A 17,341-nucleotide genomic window follows, 5' to 3' on the forward strand; every position below is an offset into this window, starting at 1 on the left:
AGCCGCATCAACAGGCCGGACACACGGAAGCACCTGTACCGACTGCGTCAGAAATCTCGAAAAACCTCTTGCCTCGACTGGGGCGTCCACACACGGACCTTTAGTAAGAGGCGCGTTTTGTGAGGCTCGCGAACGTGGCCCGACGGTAGAGCTTAGGCGATGTCGTGCTCGTCGAGCGACGAAAGTGGCGTGGTGGCGATGTTCAGATGATAGCGCGTGGCCTTGTTCGCACCGGTGCGAGTCAGCGCGCCGGTGTCGACCAGCGCGGCGAGGTCTCGGGTGGTGGTCGCCGATGTCGTGCCCGTGATGGTCATGTAGTTGGCGGCGCTGAGCCCGCCCTTGAAGCCTTCCGGCCCAGCGGCAAATAACCGAATAAGCGCCTTTTCCTGGCGCTCGTTCAGCACGCCACGCAAACTGCCCATGAGGCGAGCCTTATCCAGCACGAATTCGATCTGGCGCAGAGTTCGTTGCTGCGCCTCCAGTGTCTTGGCGGCGAACCACAACAGCCAGTCGGTGATTTCGAGATCTCGGTGTGCGCGCTCAAGCTCGGCGTAGTAGGCCTTACGATGCTGCAACAAGGTGCTGGCCATGCCAGTCACAACTGGATTCGCCAATCCCTGCGCCAAGATCTTCTCGCTGATCGCGCGACCGACCCGGCCGTTGCCGTCCTCGAACGGGTGGATGCTTTCAAACCAGAGGTGGGCGATGCCGGCGCGGGTGACGGCGGGTAAGGGCGTGCTACCGCCCGGCGCTGTGCGCTCCAGCCAGTCCCAGAAGCGTTGCATCTCCGTGGGGAGGTCCGACGAGGGCGGAGCCTCGAAATGCACCTTCGGGGCATGCAGCGCGCCCGAGACGATCTGCATCGGATCTGCGTGGGTGCGATAGCGCCCGATATCGACGAGATCGGTGCGCCCATTGGTGATCCAGCGATGCCAGCGGAACAGGACCTCTTCGGTCAGCAGCCTGGCGGCATGCTCATAAAGATCGACCATCATTTCCGCGATGCCGGCCTCGGCGGGCGACGCGCGGCGACGGTCGCTGGCCAAGCCTAGGTGTCTGCGGATGGACGACTGGACACTATCGCGGTCGAGCGGTTCGCCCTCAATGGCGGAGGTATCGACGGCCTCATGGCTCATCAATTCGATGCGCAGGGCATATTGGTCGTCGGCGTCCAGATGCTTGGACACGCCAATGAGCACGCCCGCGTTCTCGATGAAGAGCGCTTCGGCGCGCACCAATTTGCGCTGTTCCCAAGTAAACTCGGGCCAACCTTCCTGCTGCCAATTCCAAACCATGATCGATATCTAATCGATATATCGATCAAAATCCATGTAAATGTGATCTATATAGCCCCTATCAATTGATCAGGGACGTTGCGTCCGGTGGCGTGAAAACGGCCGATCGCTGGTTTTTGAGAACAACAAGCCGGCCTAGCTCTCACCGCTCAAAGCGGCCACGACGCGCCCATCTAGCAGCCGCCTGTGCTGGGTCGCGGGATGCCAGCGCGGCCTGGGACAGGCTCTACCGCGATGCGCATTCCATGCAGGCGGGCAAGCGCCCTCGATCAGCACAGCGTAGTCGGCGCGCGTCTTGTCATCGCAGTAGTAGTCGAGGAACTCGGCGGCCTGGTGGTTCACACCCGAGCCTGTCGCTTCAGCAGTCAAAGGTCGCCCCCTAGGTATTTGCTCACGGCCCCACCTTGCCGCCTGCCCGCCGCTCGGAGCTTTGCCCACCGCATGTAGCCTTGCATCGTCGCCAGGCTCCGATAGCGGGTCTGCTCCATGATCTCCCCGTCGGGAGAGCGGCTATTGGCATCGGCTCGTAGCGGACGTCTATACCGCAATGCAGAGCTGGTGTCGGCTTGAGGCGAGCAGGTCCTTGAGCCGAGGCCTTGCAGTCGCCGCCGAGCCCTCGATCTCAGGACGTGTTTCGGGGACCCTTAGATTGCCACCCGGAGCACATGTCGGTTTGAGTAGCCGCACGGCCCGGAATGACGGATGTATTTTTTGGGCGGGCGCTCAGACCTAAGGCCCGACTTGGGTCGTAATCGGAAATTCGCGCCAACGCTGAAAGCGAACTTTGGGACCAGGCGCCTTGAGCGGATGTCAGGAAGGCCGGCCAGGTTTGGATGCCCGACCTTTTAGACGAGACGAGGCTTCAGCATTTCGATCAGGGCGCGCGCCTCTTCGCGCTCATCGTCAGTTATGTAGATGGAGCCTTCAGCGATCGCGAGGGCGCGCATAGCCAACCGAGGGTCTTTCCGTACACCTAGGCCGTCGAGATAACATTTCGCCAAATTGAGCTGCGCGCTTCCGTCGCCATTCCTGGCGGCCCGTTGATGCCACCGGAACATTTCCCGGTAGCGACCAACCTCTTGATACAATATCGCGATATTCTCAGCCGCCACCGTCGAACCATTTCGACGCCAAGCGCGCTGATACAGTTTCATCGCCAAGTCTTTATCGACCTGAACGCCGACGCCTACATCGTATAAATAGGCCAGTCGCGTCAGACATTCAGGCGAACCAAGCGCCGAGCCGCGTTCGAACGAGCGTAACGCCAAGCCGAAATCGCCAGCTTCCTCGGCAGCGTCACCAATCCGAAACAGTGCTTCAGTATCCACCATGACTTGCGTTCTGGCATGGCTGCGGCGCTGGGCCAAACGTCCGCTGGGGGCCAGAAGCCCACCCTTGCGGATCTACTCCGCTCGCCAGTCGCCCGACTTGCCGCCGGTCTTCTCGACCAGGCGCACGGCCTCGATGACCATGCCCTTCTCGGCGGCCTTCAGCATGTCGTAGATCGTCAGGCAGGCCACCGAGACGGCGGTCAGGGCTTCCATCTCCACCCCGGTCTGGCCCTTCAGCTTGACGCGGGCCATCACCGCCAGCCCGCCCTCGGCCGGCTCGACCGAGACCTCGACCTTGGACAGGGCCAGGGGGTGGCACAGCGGGATCAGGTCGGCGGTCTTCTTGGCCGCCATCACCCCGGCGATCTCGGCCACGGCGCGAACGTCGCCCTTGCGGCCGGTTCCGGAGACAGCCAGCTCGCGGGTCGAGGGTCGCATCCGCACGAAGCCGACGGCGATCGCCTCGCGGACCGTCTCGGCCTTGTCCGAGACGTCGACCATGCGGGCGCGGCCCTGGTCGTCGATGTGGGTCAGGCGGGTCACTGTTCCAGCAATCCTATTGCTCTAGGAGTCGGGGCATCAGTTCGACCATGTTGCAGGGCTTGTGGCGGCTGTCGAGCTGGGCCGAGATGACCTTGTCCCAGCCGTCCTTGACCGCCCCGTTGCTCCCCGGCAGGCAGAACACGAACACCCCGCCGATCAGGCCGGCCGTGGCGCGGCTCTGCAGGGTGGACAGGCCCACCGTGGCGTAGCTGACCAGGTGGAACACCACCGAGAAGCCGTCGATCTTCTTGTCGAACAGCGGCTCGAGGGCCTCGACCGTGACGTCGCGGCCGGTCAGGCCGGTGCCGCCGGTGGTGACGACGGCGTCGACTTGGCCGCCGGCGATCCAGTCGCGCACGGTCTGGCGGATCTTGTCGACGTCGTCGCGGACGACCAGGCGGCCCGCCAGGTCATGGCCCGCGGCCTTGATCCGGTCGACCAGCAGCTGGCCGGAGGTGTCGGTGGATTCGTCGCGGGTGTCCGAGACGGTCAGGACCGCCACTCGCACCGGCTTGAACGGAAGCTCCGGCTTGATCCCGCCGCCCGGGATGAGGCTGCCTGCCGACATCGATCGTTCTCCTAGTCCCAGCGTTCCGCGTCGGTCCTATCGCGAGCCGTCGGCTCGATCCAGCGCTCGCCGTCCGGGCCGTGCTCCTTCTTCCAGAAGGGCGCGCGGCTCTTGAGATAGTCCATCAGGAAGTCGCAGGCCTCGAAGGCGGCGCGGCGATGGCTGGCCGCCGTGGCCACGAAGACGATCGCCTCGCCCGGCGCGATGCGGCCGATGCGATGGACGATGCGGTAGTCGTGAAGGTCGAACCGGGCCTTGGCGTCCTCGGCGAAGGCGGCGATCGCCGCGTCGGTGAAGCCGGGATAGGCCTCCAGCTCCAGGGTCGTGGCCTGGCCTCGCTCGGCCCGCGCCAGGCCGACGAAGCTGGCCACCGCCCCGGTCTCGTCGCGGCCGGCGCAGAAGGTCGTCAGCAGGGCGCCCGGCTCGAACGCCTGGGCGGTCAGGCTGATGGACGGCAGGGTCGTCATCCGCCGCTCATCGGCGGCAGGAAGGCGACTTCGGTCGCCGCCGCCAGGCTGGCCTCGCCGCGGACCAGGACCTTGTCGACCGCCACCTGGACGCCGGGCCCGGACAGCGCCTCGGCCAGGCCCGGATCGTCGGCGGCCAGGGCCTCGCGCAGGGCGGCCAGGGAGCCGGCCTCGACGGCCCGGTCGCGCCAGCCGGCCTGGTCGGCCAGGCGTCCGAACAGCAGCACGCGGGCCATGTCAGCCCCCGGTCGTCGACATGTGACGGGCCACGGCCGGCCGCGCGCCGTCGATCTGGAAGTCGTGGCCCTGCGGCTTGGCGCCGATGGCCGCGAAGATCGCCCGCTCCAGCTCCGCCTCGTCGGCGCCGCCGCGGATCACCGCCCGCAGGTCGCTGGCGTCGTCGCGGCCCAGGCAGGTGTGCAGGGTGCCGGTGCAGGTCAGGCGCACCCGGTTGCAGGCCTCGCAGAAATTGTGGCTCAGCGGGGTGATCAGGCCCAGCCGCCCGCCGGTCTCCTCGACGCGCACGTAGCGGGCCGGGCCGCCGGTGGCGTAGGCCAGGTCCGTCAGGGTCCAGAACGAGGCGAGGTCGCGGCGGACGTCCTTCAGCGACAGGTACTGGTCGGTGCGGTCCTCGTCGATCTCGCCCAGCGGCATGGTCTCGATCAGGGTCATGTCGGCGCCCAGACCGTGGGCCCACTGGATCAGGGCCGGCAGTTCCCCGGCGTTGTCGTGCTTCAGCGCCACGGCGTTGATCTTGACCTGGATCCCGGCCGCCAGGGCCGCGTCGATCCCGGCCAGCACCTTGGACAGGTCCCCGCCCCGGGTCAGCTTGCGGAACAGGTCGGGCTTGAGCGTGTCGAGCGAGACGTTGATCCGCCGCACGCCCAGGCGAGCCAGGTCGGCCGCGTGGCCGGCCAGCTGGGTGCCGTTGGTGGTCATCGTCAGCTCGTCCAGGGCCCCGGACCGCAGGTGGCGGGACAGGCCCTCGACCAGGGTCATGATCCCCTTGCGGACCAGGGGCTCGCCGCCGGTCAGCCGCAGCTTGCGCACGCCCAGACCCACGAAGGTCGAGGCCAGGCGATCCAGCTCCTCCAGCGACAGCACCTCCGCCTTGGGCAGGAAGGTCATGTGCTCGGCCATGCAGTAGGTGCAGCGCAGGTCGCAGCGGTCCGTGACCGAGACGCGCAGATAGGTCACCGCGCGACCGAAGCCGTCGATCAATCGGCTGGGCAGCCGGCTGGGCGGGTGCGCGGAACGGGTTGCCGCTTGCGCGGGGCTGGCGTCATAGGGCGTCATGTCGGTTTGTAAGATAGGCGCGAGACGGCATGGCGGAAAGAAAAAGCGCGCGGTGCGACGCCGTGGTCCTGGCGGCCGGGGCCGGGCGCCGGTTCGGCGGGCGCAAGCTGCTCGCGTCTTTCGAGGGCCGTCCGCTGGCGGCGGGGGCCCTGGACGCGGCGTTCTCGGCTCCGGTCGAGCGGGTCCTGTTGGTCACCGACGGCGACGGCGACCTGGCCGCCTTCGCCCGCGACCATGCCCAGGCGCTGGGCCGGGAGGCTGATCTTGAGATCGTCGTGACCGCCCACGCCGCCGAGGGCATGGGGGCCTCGCTGCGGGCGGGGGTCGAGGCCTTGCGATCCGATCCCGACGGCGTCTTCGTGTTCCTGGGCGATATGCCGCGCATCCCCAGTGGCCTCTCCCAGGCGCTGGTTCGTGCTCTGGCCCCCGACGTCGACGCCGTCGCGCCGCGCTTCATGGAGCGACGCGGCCATCCGGTGCTGTTCGGTCGGGCCTGTTTTCCCGCCTTGCAGGCCCTGGGCGGCGACGTCGGCGCGCGCGAGGTGCTGGCCGCGCTGGGCGATCGCCTGGCGCTGGTCGACAGCGCCGAACCCGGCGTTCTGTTCGATGTTGACCGGCCCGAGGACCTGGCCTGACCGCTCAGGCCGGGTGAATCAGGACCGCGCGTGGCCGCGGCGCGACGCCCAGGTGCCGAAAGCGATGCAGGCCAGAACACCGTAGCTCCACATGGCCATGCCGATGAACAGGGTGCCGAGGGTGACCCGAAGGTCGATCATCACCGCTACGTGCGAGGCGACGATGATGGCCATGAAGGCCGAGGCGATGATCGTCCAGATCCGCCGGGTCCGCATCGAGATCCAGGCGAAGACCATCAGGGTCACCGCGTCGATCGCCAGGATGCCATAGTCGGCGTGGTAGGGGTCTCGCCGGTAGACCAGCATCGATCCCAGCCAGGAGGCCAGGAACGCCGCGCCGACCCAGCGGGCCGCGCGGTCGCCGCGCCACATGGCCAGTCCGCAGACCAGGATGGCGAGGATCAGGGAGATGAGCGTGTGGAGCTGCAAGAGGGTGACGCCCGGTTAGAATCGGGCGCCACCATGCCCCAGGCGCGGAAGCCAGAGAAGCAACCAGAGGTCGGCTAGTGCCGCGTACGGCGGCCTTCCCACAGGATCGTCTTCACTTCCTCGATGATGCTCAGCGCGCCATCGGAGTCGCCGGCCTGTTCCAGCGCGACCAGCTGGGGCATCAGCACCGACAGGATGCGGCGCTGCACCGGACCGAGCGTCCGCAGGTGGCGACGGAATTCATTCACTTCATCGGACGTGGCGCCCTGCTGCAGCTGGACGATTTGGGCGGTGCTCATTTGCACACCTCTTAGGGGTCGAAGGGCGGCTTGCGCCGTGAACGGACAGCAGCCCGGGATCAGGCGGCCAGGCCGCCGGGGACGGCGTGCAGGCCGCCGGTGCGCGGAGGATCGCCCGGCTTGTCCATGTCGCCGCTGGCCAAGGACCCGCAGCCGATCTGGGTGCGGACGACAGCCAGGGCGCTGTGGGTTTCGATGATCGTCCGGCGTGCGGATACGATATGAGCCAGGGTCTCGCCGAGGTTGGCGACGGCTTGCTGGCCGAGCACGGCCGACAGCTTGGTTTCCAGCCGCAGCGTGGGCAGCAGGCCCATCAGCTCGGCGGTTTCGCGCAGAGCGGCGTCGATCGCGGCCTCGGCGCGCATCAACTTCTCGGCGCCGGCTCGGGCGGCTTCAGTGCGTTTCATGGCATGACTCTCCCGGTCGCACGGGTGCCCCCCGCACGTTCAAGTCGATGAAAATGTTTCTGGAAGCTCGGCGCTCAGGGCGCCGGGGGCGGGCTCCAGCCCTCGCGGAACCGCTGGAGGGCGTAGAGGAATTCATGGGCACCCATCGTGACCGTCCCGAGCAGGATTCCGCCCAGGGTGGCGACCGCGAGGATCAGGCCCAGCCATTGCAAGGGAGTCAGGTCATCGCGCCAGCTCCTTCCATACGGAGCGGCGTGTCGTCCGCCAGGAAGGCCGTCGCGGCCAGGACCCTCAGAAGCAGCTTGCCCGGAGGATCGCCCGCCGCCTGCGCCTTGCGCAGGGCCGAGACCGTCTCCGCCACCAGCCGGCCGCGCTCGGGCGTTCCCGCCATCAAGGTCAGGCCCTCTTCGAGGGACTGCCAGCTCGCGATGAAGAAGGCCGAGGCCGGGTTCGGGCTGTTCGTGGAAGGCTTGTTCGTGGAAGGCTTGGTCATGGCTGCTCTCGCTGTTGAAACGAGAAGAGCCCTCAAACTGGGCCGTGGCTAGCTCAGCCGATTGCTTACGGTAGTCATTACCGGGGTCGGTTTCCCAGGCGATGAACGCCAGGGCGGCGTCGCGGCGGCCCAGGCCCGCCAAGCGGCGGCGGGCGCTGAGCACATGCATCTCGACCGTCTTCGGCGACAGGCTCAGCAGGCGGGCGATTTCCTTGGACTGGCGATGCTGGGCGATCAGCCGCAGGATCTCCCGCTCGCGGGGAGTCAGCCGCTCGAAGCCCAGGTTGTCGCCGGAGTCCACCATGCCGCTAAAATGGTTCGCGGCTCGCCTCACGTCCAGCAAGACTTGACTGATGACGCCACCAGAGGGCGCGTCTCGGCAAAACCGTATCGAATTTCGCTAAGCGGCAGGTGTTTCACCATCGCCCGCCCCGAGGTTCAAGTCCCCGCCTGGACGAACGGCAGGCGGGTGGTGGGCGTCCTGGACAGGGCCAGGAGCGCGTTGGCCACCGCCGGAGCGATGACCGGCGTGCCCGGCTCGCCCACGCCGCTGGGCGGATTGCCCGAAGGCACGATGTAGGTCTCGACGGTCGGCGCCTCGTTGATCCGCAGCACGCGGTAGGTGTCGAAATTGCTCTGGTCGACCTTGCCGTCCGTGAGGGTGATCTCGCCGTACAGCGCCGCCGACAGGCCAAAGCAGGTTCCGCCCTCCATCTGGGCCGCGACCTGGTCGGGCGAGACCGCCACGCCGCAGTCGATGGCCGTGACCACCCGGCCGACCCGGGGATGGCCGTCGACCACCCTGACCTCGGCCACCTGGGCGACCACCGAGCCGAAGCTCTCGTGCACGGCCACGCCGCGCGTGAAGCCCGCGGCCGGCGCCGGGCCGGCCTTCTCGACCGCCAGGTTCAGGGCCGCCAGGTGCCGCTGGGCGCCGGCCTTGGCGTAGAGCGCCCGGCGGTAGTCGACAGGATCCTTGCCGGCCTTGAGCGCCAGCTGGTCGATCGTGTGCTCCATGACGAAGGCGGTGTGGGTCGCGCCAACCGACCGCCACCACAGGACCGGCACGCCGCCCTCGGGCAGGGCCAGTTGGGCGTCGACGACCGGCGTCGCCTTCAGATAGGGCGAGCCGGCCGTGCCCTCGATCGCGGTCTGGTCCGGCCCCTTCATGGGCATGGGCGAGCCCTTCATGATCGACTGGGTGACGATCCGGTGGCGCCAGGTCGCCGGATAGCCGTCCTTGTCCAGCGTCACCCGCACGGCGTGATGGACCAGCGGCCGGAAGAAGCCGGCCTGCATGTCATCCTCGCGGGTCCAGACCAGCTTCACCGGCCGGCCGCCGCTGACCTTGTGGGCGATGGCCACGCACTCGGCCACGTAGTCGGACGGGAAGTTGGCCCGCCGGCCGAACGAGCCGCCGGCGAACAGGGTCTCGATCTCGACCGAGCCGGGCAGGGTCTTGACGATCTTGGCCGCGTTCATCTGGTCCAGGGTCTGGGCCTGGGAGCCGTGGATCAGCTTGACCTTGCTCCCGTCGACGATCGCCACGCAGTTCATCGGCTCCATGGTCGCATGGGCCAGGTAGGGGAAGTCGTAGGTGGTCTCGAACACCGCCGGGCCCTTGCCCGCCGAAGCCGCGGCCGCGTCGCCCTTGGAGTCGAACGCCTCCCACTTCAGGTCGGCGGGTCCCTTGCCGGCGGCGATGTCGCGCCATTGCTGAGCGATCGTCGCCGAACTCCGGGTCTCGACCTTGCCCTCGTCCCACTCGACCTTGAGCGCCTCGCGGCCCATGCGGGCGGCGTAGGTGGTGTCGGCGACCACCGCCACCCCGGTCGGGATCTGGAAGACGTCGGCCACTCCGGCCACCTTCCGGGCCTCGTCGGCGTTGAAGCTCTTCACCGTCGCGCCGAAGCGCGGCGCGTGGGCGACCACCGCCACCATCATGTTCGGCAGCTGGACGTCCTGAGTGTAGCGGGCCGCGCCGGTGCTCTTGACCAGGCTGTCCTTGCGGCGCACCCGGTCCGTGCCGATCAGGGTGAAGGTCTTGGGGTCCTTCAGGGTCGGGTTTTCGGGCGGCGCGACCTTGGCGGCGTCGGCGATCAGCTCGCCAAAGCCCGCGCTTTTGCCGCTGGCGTGGCCGACCATCCCGTCCTTGACGGTGATCTCGCCGGCCGGGACGTTCCATCGCGTCGCCGCCGCCTGCACGAACATCGCCCGCGCCCCGGCGCCGGCCTTGCGCAGCTGCTCCCAGGAGTTGGAGATCGCCGACGAGCCGCCGGTCAGCTGGATGCCGGCCGTGCTGTTGCCGTAGAGCTTGGCGTTGGCGGGCGCGTGGATGACCTTCACCCGGCTCCAGTCGGCGTCCAGCTCCTCGGCGACGATGGCCGCCAGGCCCGCATGATTGCCCTGGCCGAACTCGATGTGCTTGGACAGCACCGTCACCGCCCCGTCCGGATCGAACTGGATGAACGGCCCGAAGGCGCCGGGCTCGACCTTGGAGCCCGCGCTCATCAGGTCGGCCGGCGAACAGCCGACCAGCAGGGCGCCGCCGACCAGGGCGGCGCCGACCACCAGGTCGCGACGGCTGACCCCGTCCTGGCGCCGCAGCTTCTCGAAAGGCCCGTTCATTGGCCCACTCCCCGGCCGGTCGAGCCCGAGGCCGCGGCGATCTCGTCGTCGACGTCATTCGAGGCCAGCGGCTTGGCGGCGGGTGCGGCGACCACCGGGGCCCCGGTCAGGCCGGCGGCGTCCTTGATGGCGGCGCGGATGCGCTGGTAGGTCCCGCAGCGGCAGATGTTGCCGCTCATGGCGTTGTCGATGTCCTCGTCGCTCGGCGCCTTGGTCTGGGCCAGTAGAGCGGCGGCCGACATGATCTGGCCCGACTGGCAGTAGCCGCACTGCGGGACGTCGTGCTTGACCCAGGCCTGCTGCACCGGGTGGGTTCCGCCCAGGCTCTCGATCGTGGCGATCTTGGCGCCGGCCAGGGCCGCGATGGGCGTCACGCACGAACGCACCGGGTCGCCGTTGACGTGGACCGTGCAGGCCCCGCACTGGGCCATGCCGCAGCCGAACTTCGTGCCGGTCAGGCCCAGCTCGTCGCGCAAGACCCACAGCAGGGGCGTCTCCGGCGCCGCTTTCACGCTGACCGTCTTGCCGTTGATGTCCAACATCGACGCCATGCTTTCGCCTCCCGCGCGAAAAGTGGGGCCTGACGACCCGGTTTGCGCGAACCTAACACTGCTCAGACCCAATCCCGCCAGTGAAATCTTGCGTCAGGCAGGCTAGCCTGACCGGGATCTTCACCCGCTTCCGCCTTCAGGACCCGCGCCCTTGGATTCCTTTCCCGCCTATTTCCCCCTGGCCGGCCGCAGGGTCGTGATCGCCGGCAGCGGCGAAGCCGCCGACAACAAGGCGCGGCTGTTCGACGGCTCGCCCGCGACGGTGGTGCGGGTGGACGGCCACGCCGCCTTCCTGCCGGGAACCTACGCCGGGGCGGTGCTGGCCTTCGTGGCCGGCGACGACGAGGTGTTCCTGCAGGCGGCGGCCAGCGCGGCGCGCGCGGCGCGGGTCCTGGTCAACGTCGTCGACAAGCCGGCCATGAGCGACTTCAACACCCCGGCGGTGATCGACCGAGGCGAGGTGGTGGCGGCGGTGGGCACCGGCGGCGGCTCGCCGACCCTGGCCACCAAGCTGCGCAACGACATCGAGGCCCAGGTCCCCGAGGGCGCGGGCCGGGTGGCCGCCTTGCTACGCAAGTTCCAGGACGAGGTGCGCGCCGCCCTGCCCGTCCTGCACGAGCGCCGGGCCTTCCTGCGCGACGCCGTGACCGGCGAGGCCGCCCAGGCCGCCATGGCCGGCGACATGGACAAGGCCGGCCAGCTGCTCCGCGACGCCCTGGCCAAGGGCGTCGGCCGCGAGGGCAAGGTGCGGTTCATCGCCGGCAAGGGGCCGTCCGACCTTCTGACGCTGAGGGCCCTGCGGGCCCTGGGCGCGGCCGACGTGCTGGTCGCCGACGAGGGCGCCGACCCGGAGATCGTGACCCTGGCCCGCCGCGACGCCCAGCGGCTGGAGCCGGCGCAGGTCGCCGCCGAGACGCTGGTGGCGCTGGCCCAGGAGGGCAAGCAGATCGTGCGGCTGATCGTGGCCCCGGTCGATCCGACGATCGTCCAGGCGCTTGCGGCCGCCTCGGTGGCGGTCGAGGTGATCTAGCTGTCCAGGCTGCGGTCCTTGGTCTCGGGCAGCAGAAACAGGGTCGTCAGCACGCTGATCAGGGTGAAGATCACCGGGTACCACAGCCCGGCATAGATGTTGCCCACCGCCGCGACGATGGCGAAGGCGCTGAACGGCACGAAGCCGCCGATCCAGCCCGTGCCGATGTGGTAGGGCAGCGACAGGGCGGTGTAGCGCACCCTTGTCGGGAACAGCTCGACGAGCGCCGCCGCCAACGGCCCGTACAGGGCGGTGGCGCCGACCACGAACACCAGCAGCACGCCGAACACGCCCCACCAGTTCATCCGCGCCGGATCGGCCTTGGCCGGATAGCCGGCCCTGACCAGGGCGGCCTTGATCGCAGCCTCGCCGGCGGTCTTCACGGCCTTGCTGTCCTTGGCCGCCAGACCCTCGGCGCTGTGCGAGACGATGCGGGTCTGGCCGATCTGGACGACGGCCGCCGAACCAGCCGGGCCGGCCTGGTTGGCGTAGGAGATCCCGGCGTTGGCCAGGGCGCTCTTGGCGATGTCGCAGGACGAGACGAAGGCGGCCTTGCCGATGGGGTCGAACTGCAGGGCGCAGTCCTTGGGATCGGCGGTGACGGTCACCGGAGCCCGGGCCGAAGCCTCGGCCAGGGCCGGATTGGCGGCGCGCTCCAGCAGGTGGAAGCCGGGGAAGTAGAAGACCAGGGCGACGACCATGCCGCCCAGCATCACCGGCTTGCGGCCGATCCTGTCCGACAGCCAGCCGAACACCACATAAAGCACCGCGCTGACCGCCGCGGCGGCCATCATCAGGCCGTTGATCGTGCCCGGGGAGACCTTCAGGAACTTCTCCATGAAGGTCTGAATGTAGAAGAACGTCGTGTACCAGACCGCGCCCTGGGCCGACATGACGGCGAAGAAGGCCAGCAGCACCAGCCTGAGGTTTTTCCACTGGCCGAAAGCCTCGGCGTAGGGCGCCTTGGACCCCGCGCCCTCCTCCTTCATCCGGGCGAAGGTCGGGCTTTCGCTGAGCTTCAGCCGCATCCAGACCGAGACCGCCAGCAGGCCGATCGATACGGCGAACGGGATGCGCCAGCCCCAGGCGTCGAAGGCGGCCGGCCCGGCAAGGCCGCCCAGCAGCCAGCGGGTCGCCAGGATGACCAGCAGCGCCGCGAACAAGCCCAGGGACGCCGAGCTCTGCACCCAGGCGGTCGAGCGGCCGCGCTGGTTCGGCGGCGAATGTTCGGCCACGTAGATCGCCGCCCCGCCGTATTCGCCGCCCAGGGCGAAGCCCTGCACGCAGCGCAGCAGGATCAGCAGGATCGGCGAGACGATCCCCGCCTGCTGGTAGGTGGGCAGCAGGGCGATGGCGAAGGTCGCCCCGCCCATCAGCAGCACCGTGGCCAGGAACGCCCCCTTGCGGCCGGCCTGGTCGCCGATCTTGCCGAACACCAGCGCGCCCAGCGGCCGGAAGGCGAAGCCCACCCCGAACAGGGCCAGGGCCGCGATGTAGCCGGCCGTCTCCGACAGGCCGGTGAAAAAGGTCTTGGAGATCACCTGGGCCAGGCTGCCGAAGATGAAGAAGTCGTACCATTCGAAGGCCGTGCCCGCGGACGAGGCCGCCACCACGGTGCGCATCGAGGCGCGGTCCTCACCCTGAGCCTTGGCCGTCATGCGTGGTTTCCCCCGGTGTTCTTGGGGGGAGCATTAGCGGTTTTCGCCGACGAGGGAAGGTCCTCCCCCTGTGGGGGAGGCGATCGCGTAGCGATCGGTGGGGGGAGTTTTAGGAAGATAAATCCTGCAGGATGTCGCCCGCCGATCACTCCCCCCTCCGTCGGCTTCGCCGACACCTCCCCCACAGGGGGAGGATTAGGCCACCGCCGCCTCGGCCTGCACCTCGCCGCCCGCCAGGCGGACGATCTCGCCGATCAGGGCGGTAGGCGAGATCGGCTTGGCGGCGACGCCGTCCATGCCGGCGGCCAGATAGGCGGCCCGCTGGTGCGACAGGACGTTGGCGGTCAGGGCGATGATCGGCGTCCTGGCGGCGGGACCGGGCAGGTTGCGGATGCGCCGAGCGGCCTCCAGCCCGTCGATGCCGGGCATCTGCACGTCCATCAGGATCAGGTCGAAGCCCCGCGCCGCGGTCGTCACTCCGTCCAGCCCGTCTTCGGCCGTCTCGACGCTGGCGCCCAGCTGTTCGAGGATGCGGCGGGCGACCAGACGGTTGGTGGCGTTGTCCTCGACCACCAGAATTCTCAGCCCCTCCAGCAGGCCGTCGGCCATCTCGGCCTCGGCCGCGCGGGCCTGGGCCGGCGGGGCGGCGATGGTCAGCAGGAAGGTCGAGCCGACGCCCTCGCGCGACGTGAACACCACCTCGCCGCCCATCATCTGCGCCAGCCGCCGGGTGATGGCCAGGCCGAGGCCGGAGCCGCCGAACCGGCGGGTGGTGCTGGCGTCGGCCTGCTGGAACCGCTCGAACAATCGGGCCTGGGCCTCGGCGGCGATGCCCACGCCAGTGTCGGTCACCTCGAAGACCACCCGCGGCTCGCCGCCGTCCGGGCGACGCACCTTCAGGGTCACCGAACCGGCCAGGGTGAACTTCACGGCGTTGCCCACGAGGTTGAACAGCGCCTGGCGCAGCCGGCTGGGGTCGGTGAGGACAAGGCCGATGTCCGGCGCGTCGACGTGCAGCTGCAGACCCTTGTGCTCGGCCTGGGCCCGCAGCAGCCGCGCCACGCCCATCGCCAGCTCGCAGGGATCGACCGCTTCCTGGGTGACGTCCAGCCGCCCGGCCTCGATCCGCGAGAAGTCGATCACGTCGTCCAGCAGGGTCGACAGCATGCGGCCGCAGGCCAAGGCCTCGCCCAGCAGGTGGTCGGCCTCGCCCGGCAGCTTCTCGCGCTTGAGCAGGTGCATGACGCCCAGCACCCCGTTCATCGGCGTGCGGATCTCGTGGCTCATATTGGCCAGGAACTGGGCCTTGGCCTCGTTGGCGGCTTGGGCGGCGCGCTCGGCCTCGACCAGAGCCAGCTCGGCCCGCTTCTTGTCGTCAATGTCGAGGATCAGGCCGAAAGCCTTGCGAATGCGACCGCTGGCGTCGGAGCGCACCTCGTGGAAGATGCGGATCCACTTGCCGTCGCCGTCCGGCGTCATCACCCGCACGTCAAAGGACCGCTCCCCGGACTCGCGATCACCGTTGTCGGCGCGGCGGCGGGCCTCGGCGGCGGCGTAGACCGCCGCGACGTCCTCGGGATGGATCATCGGCCAGACGGCGCTGCGCACGTCATCATAGGTGACCTTGCGACCCAGGATGCGATGGAATTCGGGCGATCCCCAGAAGGCCTTTTCCACGTGGTCGATCTCGTAGACGCCGGCCTGGGCCGCGCCCAGCGCCACGCGCAGTCGGCGAGCGTTGGCCCGGGCCTCGCGCCGGGCCTGCGACAGGGCCGTGACGTCGTCCATGTAGGTGATGACGCCGGCGATCGCCCCGTCGGCGTCGCGCCAGGGTCGGGCCTCCCAGCGCAGGGTGTGGCTGCGCCCCAGGCCGTCGTGCAACTGGTCCTCGCGTCGCACCACCGTCTGGCCGGTCAGGGCCCGTTCGACGGCCCGGACGAAGCGCTTGCGCGATCCGGAGGTCAGCTCGTGCAGGCTGCGGCCGATGACCCGCGCCTCGTCCGCCTGGAAGATCTCCAGGAAGCGCGGGCTGACCACCTGCAGGCGCAGGTCGCGGTCATAGAGCGCCACGGCGAACGGGGCCTCCTCGACCAGCCGTCGAGCCTGACGCTCGCCCCAGACGGCCGCGTCGCGGGTGCGGGCCACCTCGGTGACGTTCTGCGAGATCCCCTTCAGGGCGAACAGGCCGTCGGCCCGCGGCTCGGTGCGGAAGGTGGCGCGGTAGGTGAACCACTGGGCGCCGGCCCCGCGCAGGCGGTGCTCGATCGTCCCACCCTCGCCCGTGCGCACCGCACGTTCGAACGCCTCGACCAGGCCTTCGCGCTCGGCCGGGTCCAGCCGGGCGTAGAACGACTCGGGCCGGGCGATGGTCTCGGCCCCCAGGCCCGTGGTCTCCAGAAGATCGCGCGACCACTCGATCGACTGCTCGTGCGGCTCGTAGCTCCAAAGGCCGATGCCGGCCGAGGAGGCCAGCAGCTCACGGGTGTGGTGGGCGGCGGCGATCTCGGCGCGGCGGGCCATGTCGGCGGTGACGTCCCGGAAGGTCCCGACCATCTCGCCGTTCGGCCCCAGGCGCGACTGGCCCTCCAGCCAGACCCAGCCCCCGGCCTTGCAAGTCACCTTCAGGTGGTTGACGGCCTCGCCCGTGGCGCGGATCAGCGAGGCGGTCTCGATGAAGTCGGCGCGCGACTCCGGATGGACGAAGCGCAAGGCGGGCTGGCCGATCAGCTCCTGGTGGGTCCAGCCGGTCACCCGGGTCCAGGCCGCGTTGACCGTGGCGAACCGGCCGCGGGACACCACGGCGAACAGGTCATGCGAGTGGTCGAAGAACCATCGCGCGCTCTCGGCGTCGCTCAACCGTGCGGACTTCGGGGGCGAGGGCATCGCGGCTCCAGGGATTGGAAGCCCGATGCTGAAGCTGAAGGGTAAACTTATGGTTGGCGCCAGCGATCATTGTTCGCTGGCCGCGTGTCAGACCTCGGCCCACATGCGCAAAAGATTGTGATAGGTGCCGGTCAGGGACAGCACGGACGGGTCGGCGACCCCCACCGCGCTCGACAGGCGCTGGATCGCCACGTCCATGTCCAGCAGCAGGGCGCGCCTGGCGTCGTCGCGCACCAGGCTCTGGATCCAGAAGAAGCTGGCCGTGCGCACGCCGCGGGTCACCGGCGTCACATGGTGCAGGCTGGAGGCCGGATAGAGGATCGCCGCGCCGGCCTCCAGCTTGACCAGGTGGCTGCCATAGGCGTCCTCGACCACCAGCTCGCCGCCGTCATAGTCCTCGGGCTGGCTCAGGAAGACGGTGATCGACAGGTCCGTGCGCAGCGGCTGGCCGGTCGAGGGGTCGCGGCGGATGGCGTTGTCGACATGGTCAGCGAAGCCCATGCCGACGCCGTAGCGGTTGAACAGCGGCGGCAGGATCGTGCGCGGCAGGGCGGCGGAGACGAACAGCGGGTTGGCCTGCAGGGCCTGGATGATGATCGCCCCGACCTCGCGGGCCGCCGCGCCGTCCTGCGGCAGCTGCTGGTTGGTCTTGGCCGCCGCCGCCTGGAAGCCCGAGGTGGCGTTGCCGTCGATCCACTCGGCCGCATCCAGCACGGCCCGGCAATGGGCGACCTCGTCGGGCGTCAGGACGTCGGGGATCTGGATCATCATGGCCCCACTCCTATCAGAAATGCCCTCGCCCGGGAGGGGCCGCTCCCGGGCGAGGCT

General features: G+C 69.1%; 18 protein-coding genes. 2 read left to right on the forward strand and 16 right to left on the reverse strand.

The genetic code is table 11. The features are described from left to right. Positions 1–152 precede the first annotated feature (152 nt). From ASD47_RS13410 to moaA, 7 genes are all read right to left on the reverse strand, one after another. Positions 153–1,295 (reverse strand): Fic family protein, encoded by a 1,143-nt coding sequence (locus tag ASD47_RS13410; protein WP_056757216.1) that lies wholly within the window; start codon positions 1,293–1,295, stop codon positions 153–155. A gap of 845 nt (positions 1,296–2,140) precedes the next feature. Then, a complete protein-coding gene (locus tag ASD47_RS26140) occupies positions 2,141–2,626 on the reverse strand; it encodes a tetratricopeptide repeat protein (RefSeq protein ID WP_082564609.1) in 486 nt (161 codons plus the stop codon). A gap of 72 nt (positions 2,627–2,698) precedes the next feature. Next, positions 2,699–3,169, reverse strand: a complete 471-nt coding sequence (gene moaC / locus ASD47_RS13415; protein ID WP_056757219.1) for a cyclic pyranopterin monophosphate synthase MoaC — start codon at positions 3,167–3,169, stop codon at positions 2,699–2,701. 13 nt (positions 3,170–3,182) lie between these two features. Continuing rightward, positions 3,183–3,737: a molybdenum cofactor biosynthesis protein B gene (gene moaB / locus ASD47_RS13420; protein WP_056757222.1), complete on the reverse strand. Its 555-nt coding sequence runs from the start codon at positions 3,735–3,737 to the stop codon at positions 3,183–3,185. Positions 3,738–3,748: 11 nt separating this feature from the next. Then, positions 3,749–4,204: a molybdenum cofactor biosynthesis protein MoaE gene (locus tag ASD47_RS13425; protein ID WP_056757226.1), complete on the reverse strand. Its 456-nt coding sequence runs from the start codon at positions 4,202–4,204 to the stop codon at positions 3,749–3,751. Then, positions 4,201–4,440: a MoaD/ThiS family protein gene (locus ASD47_RS13430; RefSeq protein ID WP_056757229.1), complete on the reverse strand. Its 240-nt coding sequence runs from the start codon at positions 4,438–4,440 to the stop codon at positions 4,201–4,203. Before ASD47_RS13430 ends, ASD47_RS13425 begins: the two co-directional genes overlap by 4 nt. A 1-nt stretch (position 4,441) precedes the next feature. After that, entirely contained in the window at positions 4,442–5,500 is a 1,059-nt protein-coding gene (gene moaA, locus ASD47_RS13435; protein WP_056757233.1) for a GTP 3',8-cyclase MoaA, read from the reverse strand. A 29-nt stretch (positions 5,501–5,529) separates the two neighbouring features. On the opposite strand from moaA, the gene ASD47_RS13440 reads away from it, so the two are divergent. Further along, positions 5,530–6,135, forward strand: a complete 606-nt coding sequence (locus ASD47_RS13440) for an NTP transferase domain-containing protein (RefSeq protein ID WP_056757236.1) — start codon at positions 5,530–5,532, stop codon at positions 6,133–6,135. A gap of 18 nt (positions 6,136–6,153) precedes the next feature. On the opposite strand, the gene ASD47_RS13445 is transcribed toward ASD47_RS13440, so the two are convergent. The 6 genes from ASD47_RS13445 to ASD47_RS13470 all read right to left on the reverse strand — a co-directional run bounded on the left by ASD47_RS13445 (position 6,154) and on the right by ASD47_RS13470 (position 10,942). Beyond that, complete coding sequence (locus ASD47_RS13445; RefSeq protein ID WP_056757239.1) at positions 6,154–6,564, reverse strand: hypothetical protein; 411 nt, start codon at positions 6,562–6,564, stop codon at positions 6,154–6,156. A gap of 74 nt (positions 6,565–6,638) precedes the next feature. Further along, entirely contained in the window at positions 6,639–6,863 is a 225-nt protein-coding gene (locus ASD47_RS13450) for a hypothetical protein (RefSeq protein ID WP_056757242.1), read from the reverse strand. Between the two features lie 59 nt (positions 6,864–6,922). Then, positions 6,923–7,270, reverse strand: a complete 348-nt coding sequence (locus tag ASD47_RS13455) for a hypothetical protein (protein WP_056757245.1) — start codon at positions 7,268–7,270, stop codon at positions 6,923–6,925. Between the two features lie 74 nt (positions 7,271–7,344). Further along, complete coding sequence (locus ASD47_RS27620; protein WP_156402241.1) at positions 7,345–8,067, reverse strand: LuxR C-terminal-related transcriptional regulator; 723 nt, start codon at positions 8,065–8,067, stop codon at positions 7,345–7,347. Between the two features lie 134 nt (positions 8,068–8,201). Continuing rightward, positions 8,202–10,391, reverse strand: coding sequence for a xanthine dehydrogenase family protein molybdopterin-binding subunit (locus tag ASD47_RS13465; RefSeq protein ID WP_056757251.1), 2,190 nt, complete (start codon positions 10,389–10,391; stop codon positions 8,202–8,204). Then, positions 10,388–10,942, reverse strand: a complete 555-nt coding sequence (locus ASD47_RS13470; protein ID WP_056757255.1) for a (2Fe-2S)-binding protein — start codon at positions 10,940–10,942, stop codon at positions 10,388–10,390. The genes ASD47_RS13465 and ASD47_RS13470 overlap by 4 nt, the downstream gene beginning before the upstream one ends. A gap of 151 nt (positions 10,943–11,093) precedes the next feature. Here ASD47_RS13470 and ASD47_RS13475 point away from each other — a divergent pair, with 151 nt between their 5' ends. After that, the gene (locus tag ASD47_RS13475; RefSeq protein ID WP_056757258.1) at positions 11,094–11,972 is read left to right on the forward strand and encodes an NAD(P)-dependent oxidoreductase; all 879 of its coding nucleotides are present in this window, start codon (positions 11,094–11,096) and stop codon (positions 11,970–11,972) included. On the opposite strand, the gene ASD47_RS13480 is transcribed toward ASD47_RS13475, so the two are convergent. The 3 genes from ASD47_RS13480 to ASD47_RS13490 all read right to left on the reverse strand — a co-directional run bounded on the left by ASD47_RS13480 (position 11,969) and on the right by ASD47_RS13490 (position 17,284). Further along, positions 11,969–13,630, reverse strand: coding sequence for an MFS transporter (locus ASD47_RS13480; protein WP_056757261.1), 1,662 nt, complete (start codon positions 13,628–13,630; stop codon positions 11,969–11,971). The genes ASD47_RS13475 and ASD47_RS13480 overlap by 4 nt on opposite strands. A gap of 195 nt (positions 13,631–13,825) precedes the next feature. Then, positions 13,826–16,513 (reverse strand): PAS domain S-box protein, encoded by a 2,688-nt coding sequence (locus ASD47_RS13485; RefSeq protein WP_056757264.1) that lies wholly within the window; start codon positions 16,511–16,513, stop codon positions 13,826–13,828. 87 nt (positions 16,514–16,600) lie between these two features. Then, positions 16,601–17,284 carry a Fe2+-dependent dioxygenase gene (locus tag ASD47_RS13490; RefSeq protein ID WP_056757267.1) on the reverse strand — a complete coding sequence of 228 codons (684 nt, stop codon included), beginning with the start codon at positions 17,282–17,284 and terminating at the stop codon, positions 16,601–16,603. Between the last annotated feature and the right edge of the window lie 57 nt (positions 17,285–17,341).

The organism is Caulobacter sp. Root1472, assembly GCF_001426985.1.
In the GTDB taxonomy this organism is placed as follows: domain Bacteria; phylum Pseudomonadota; class Alphaproteobacteria; order Caulobacterales; family Caulobacteraceae; genus Caulobacter; species Caulobacter rhizosphaerae.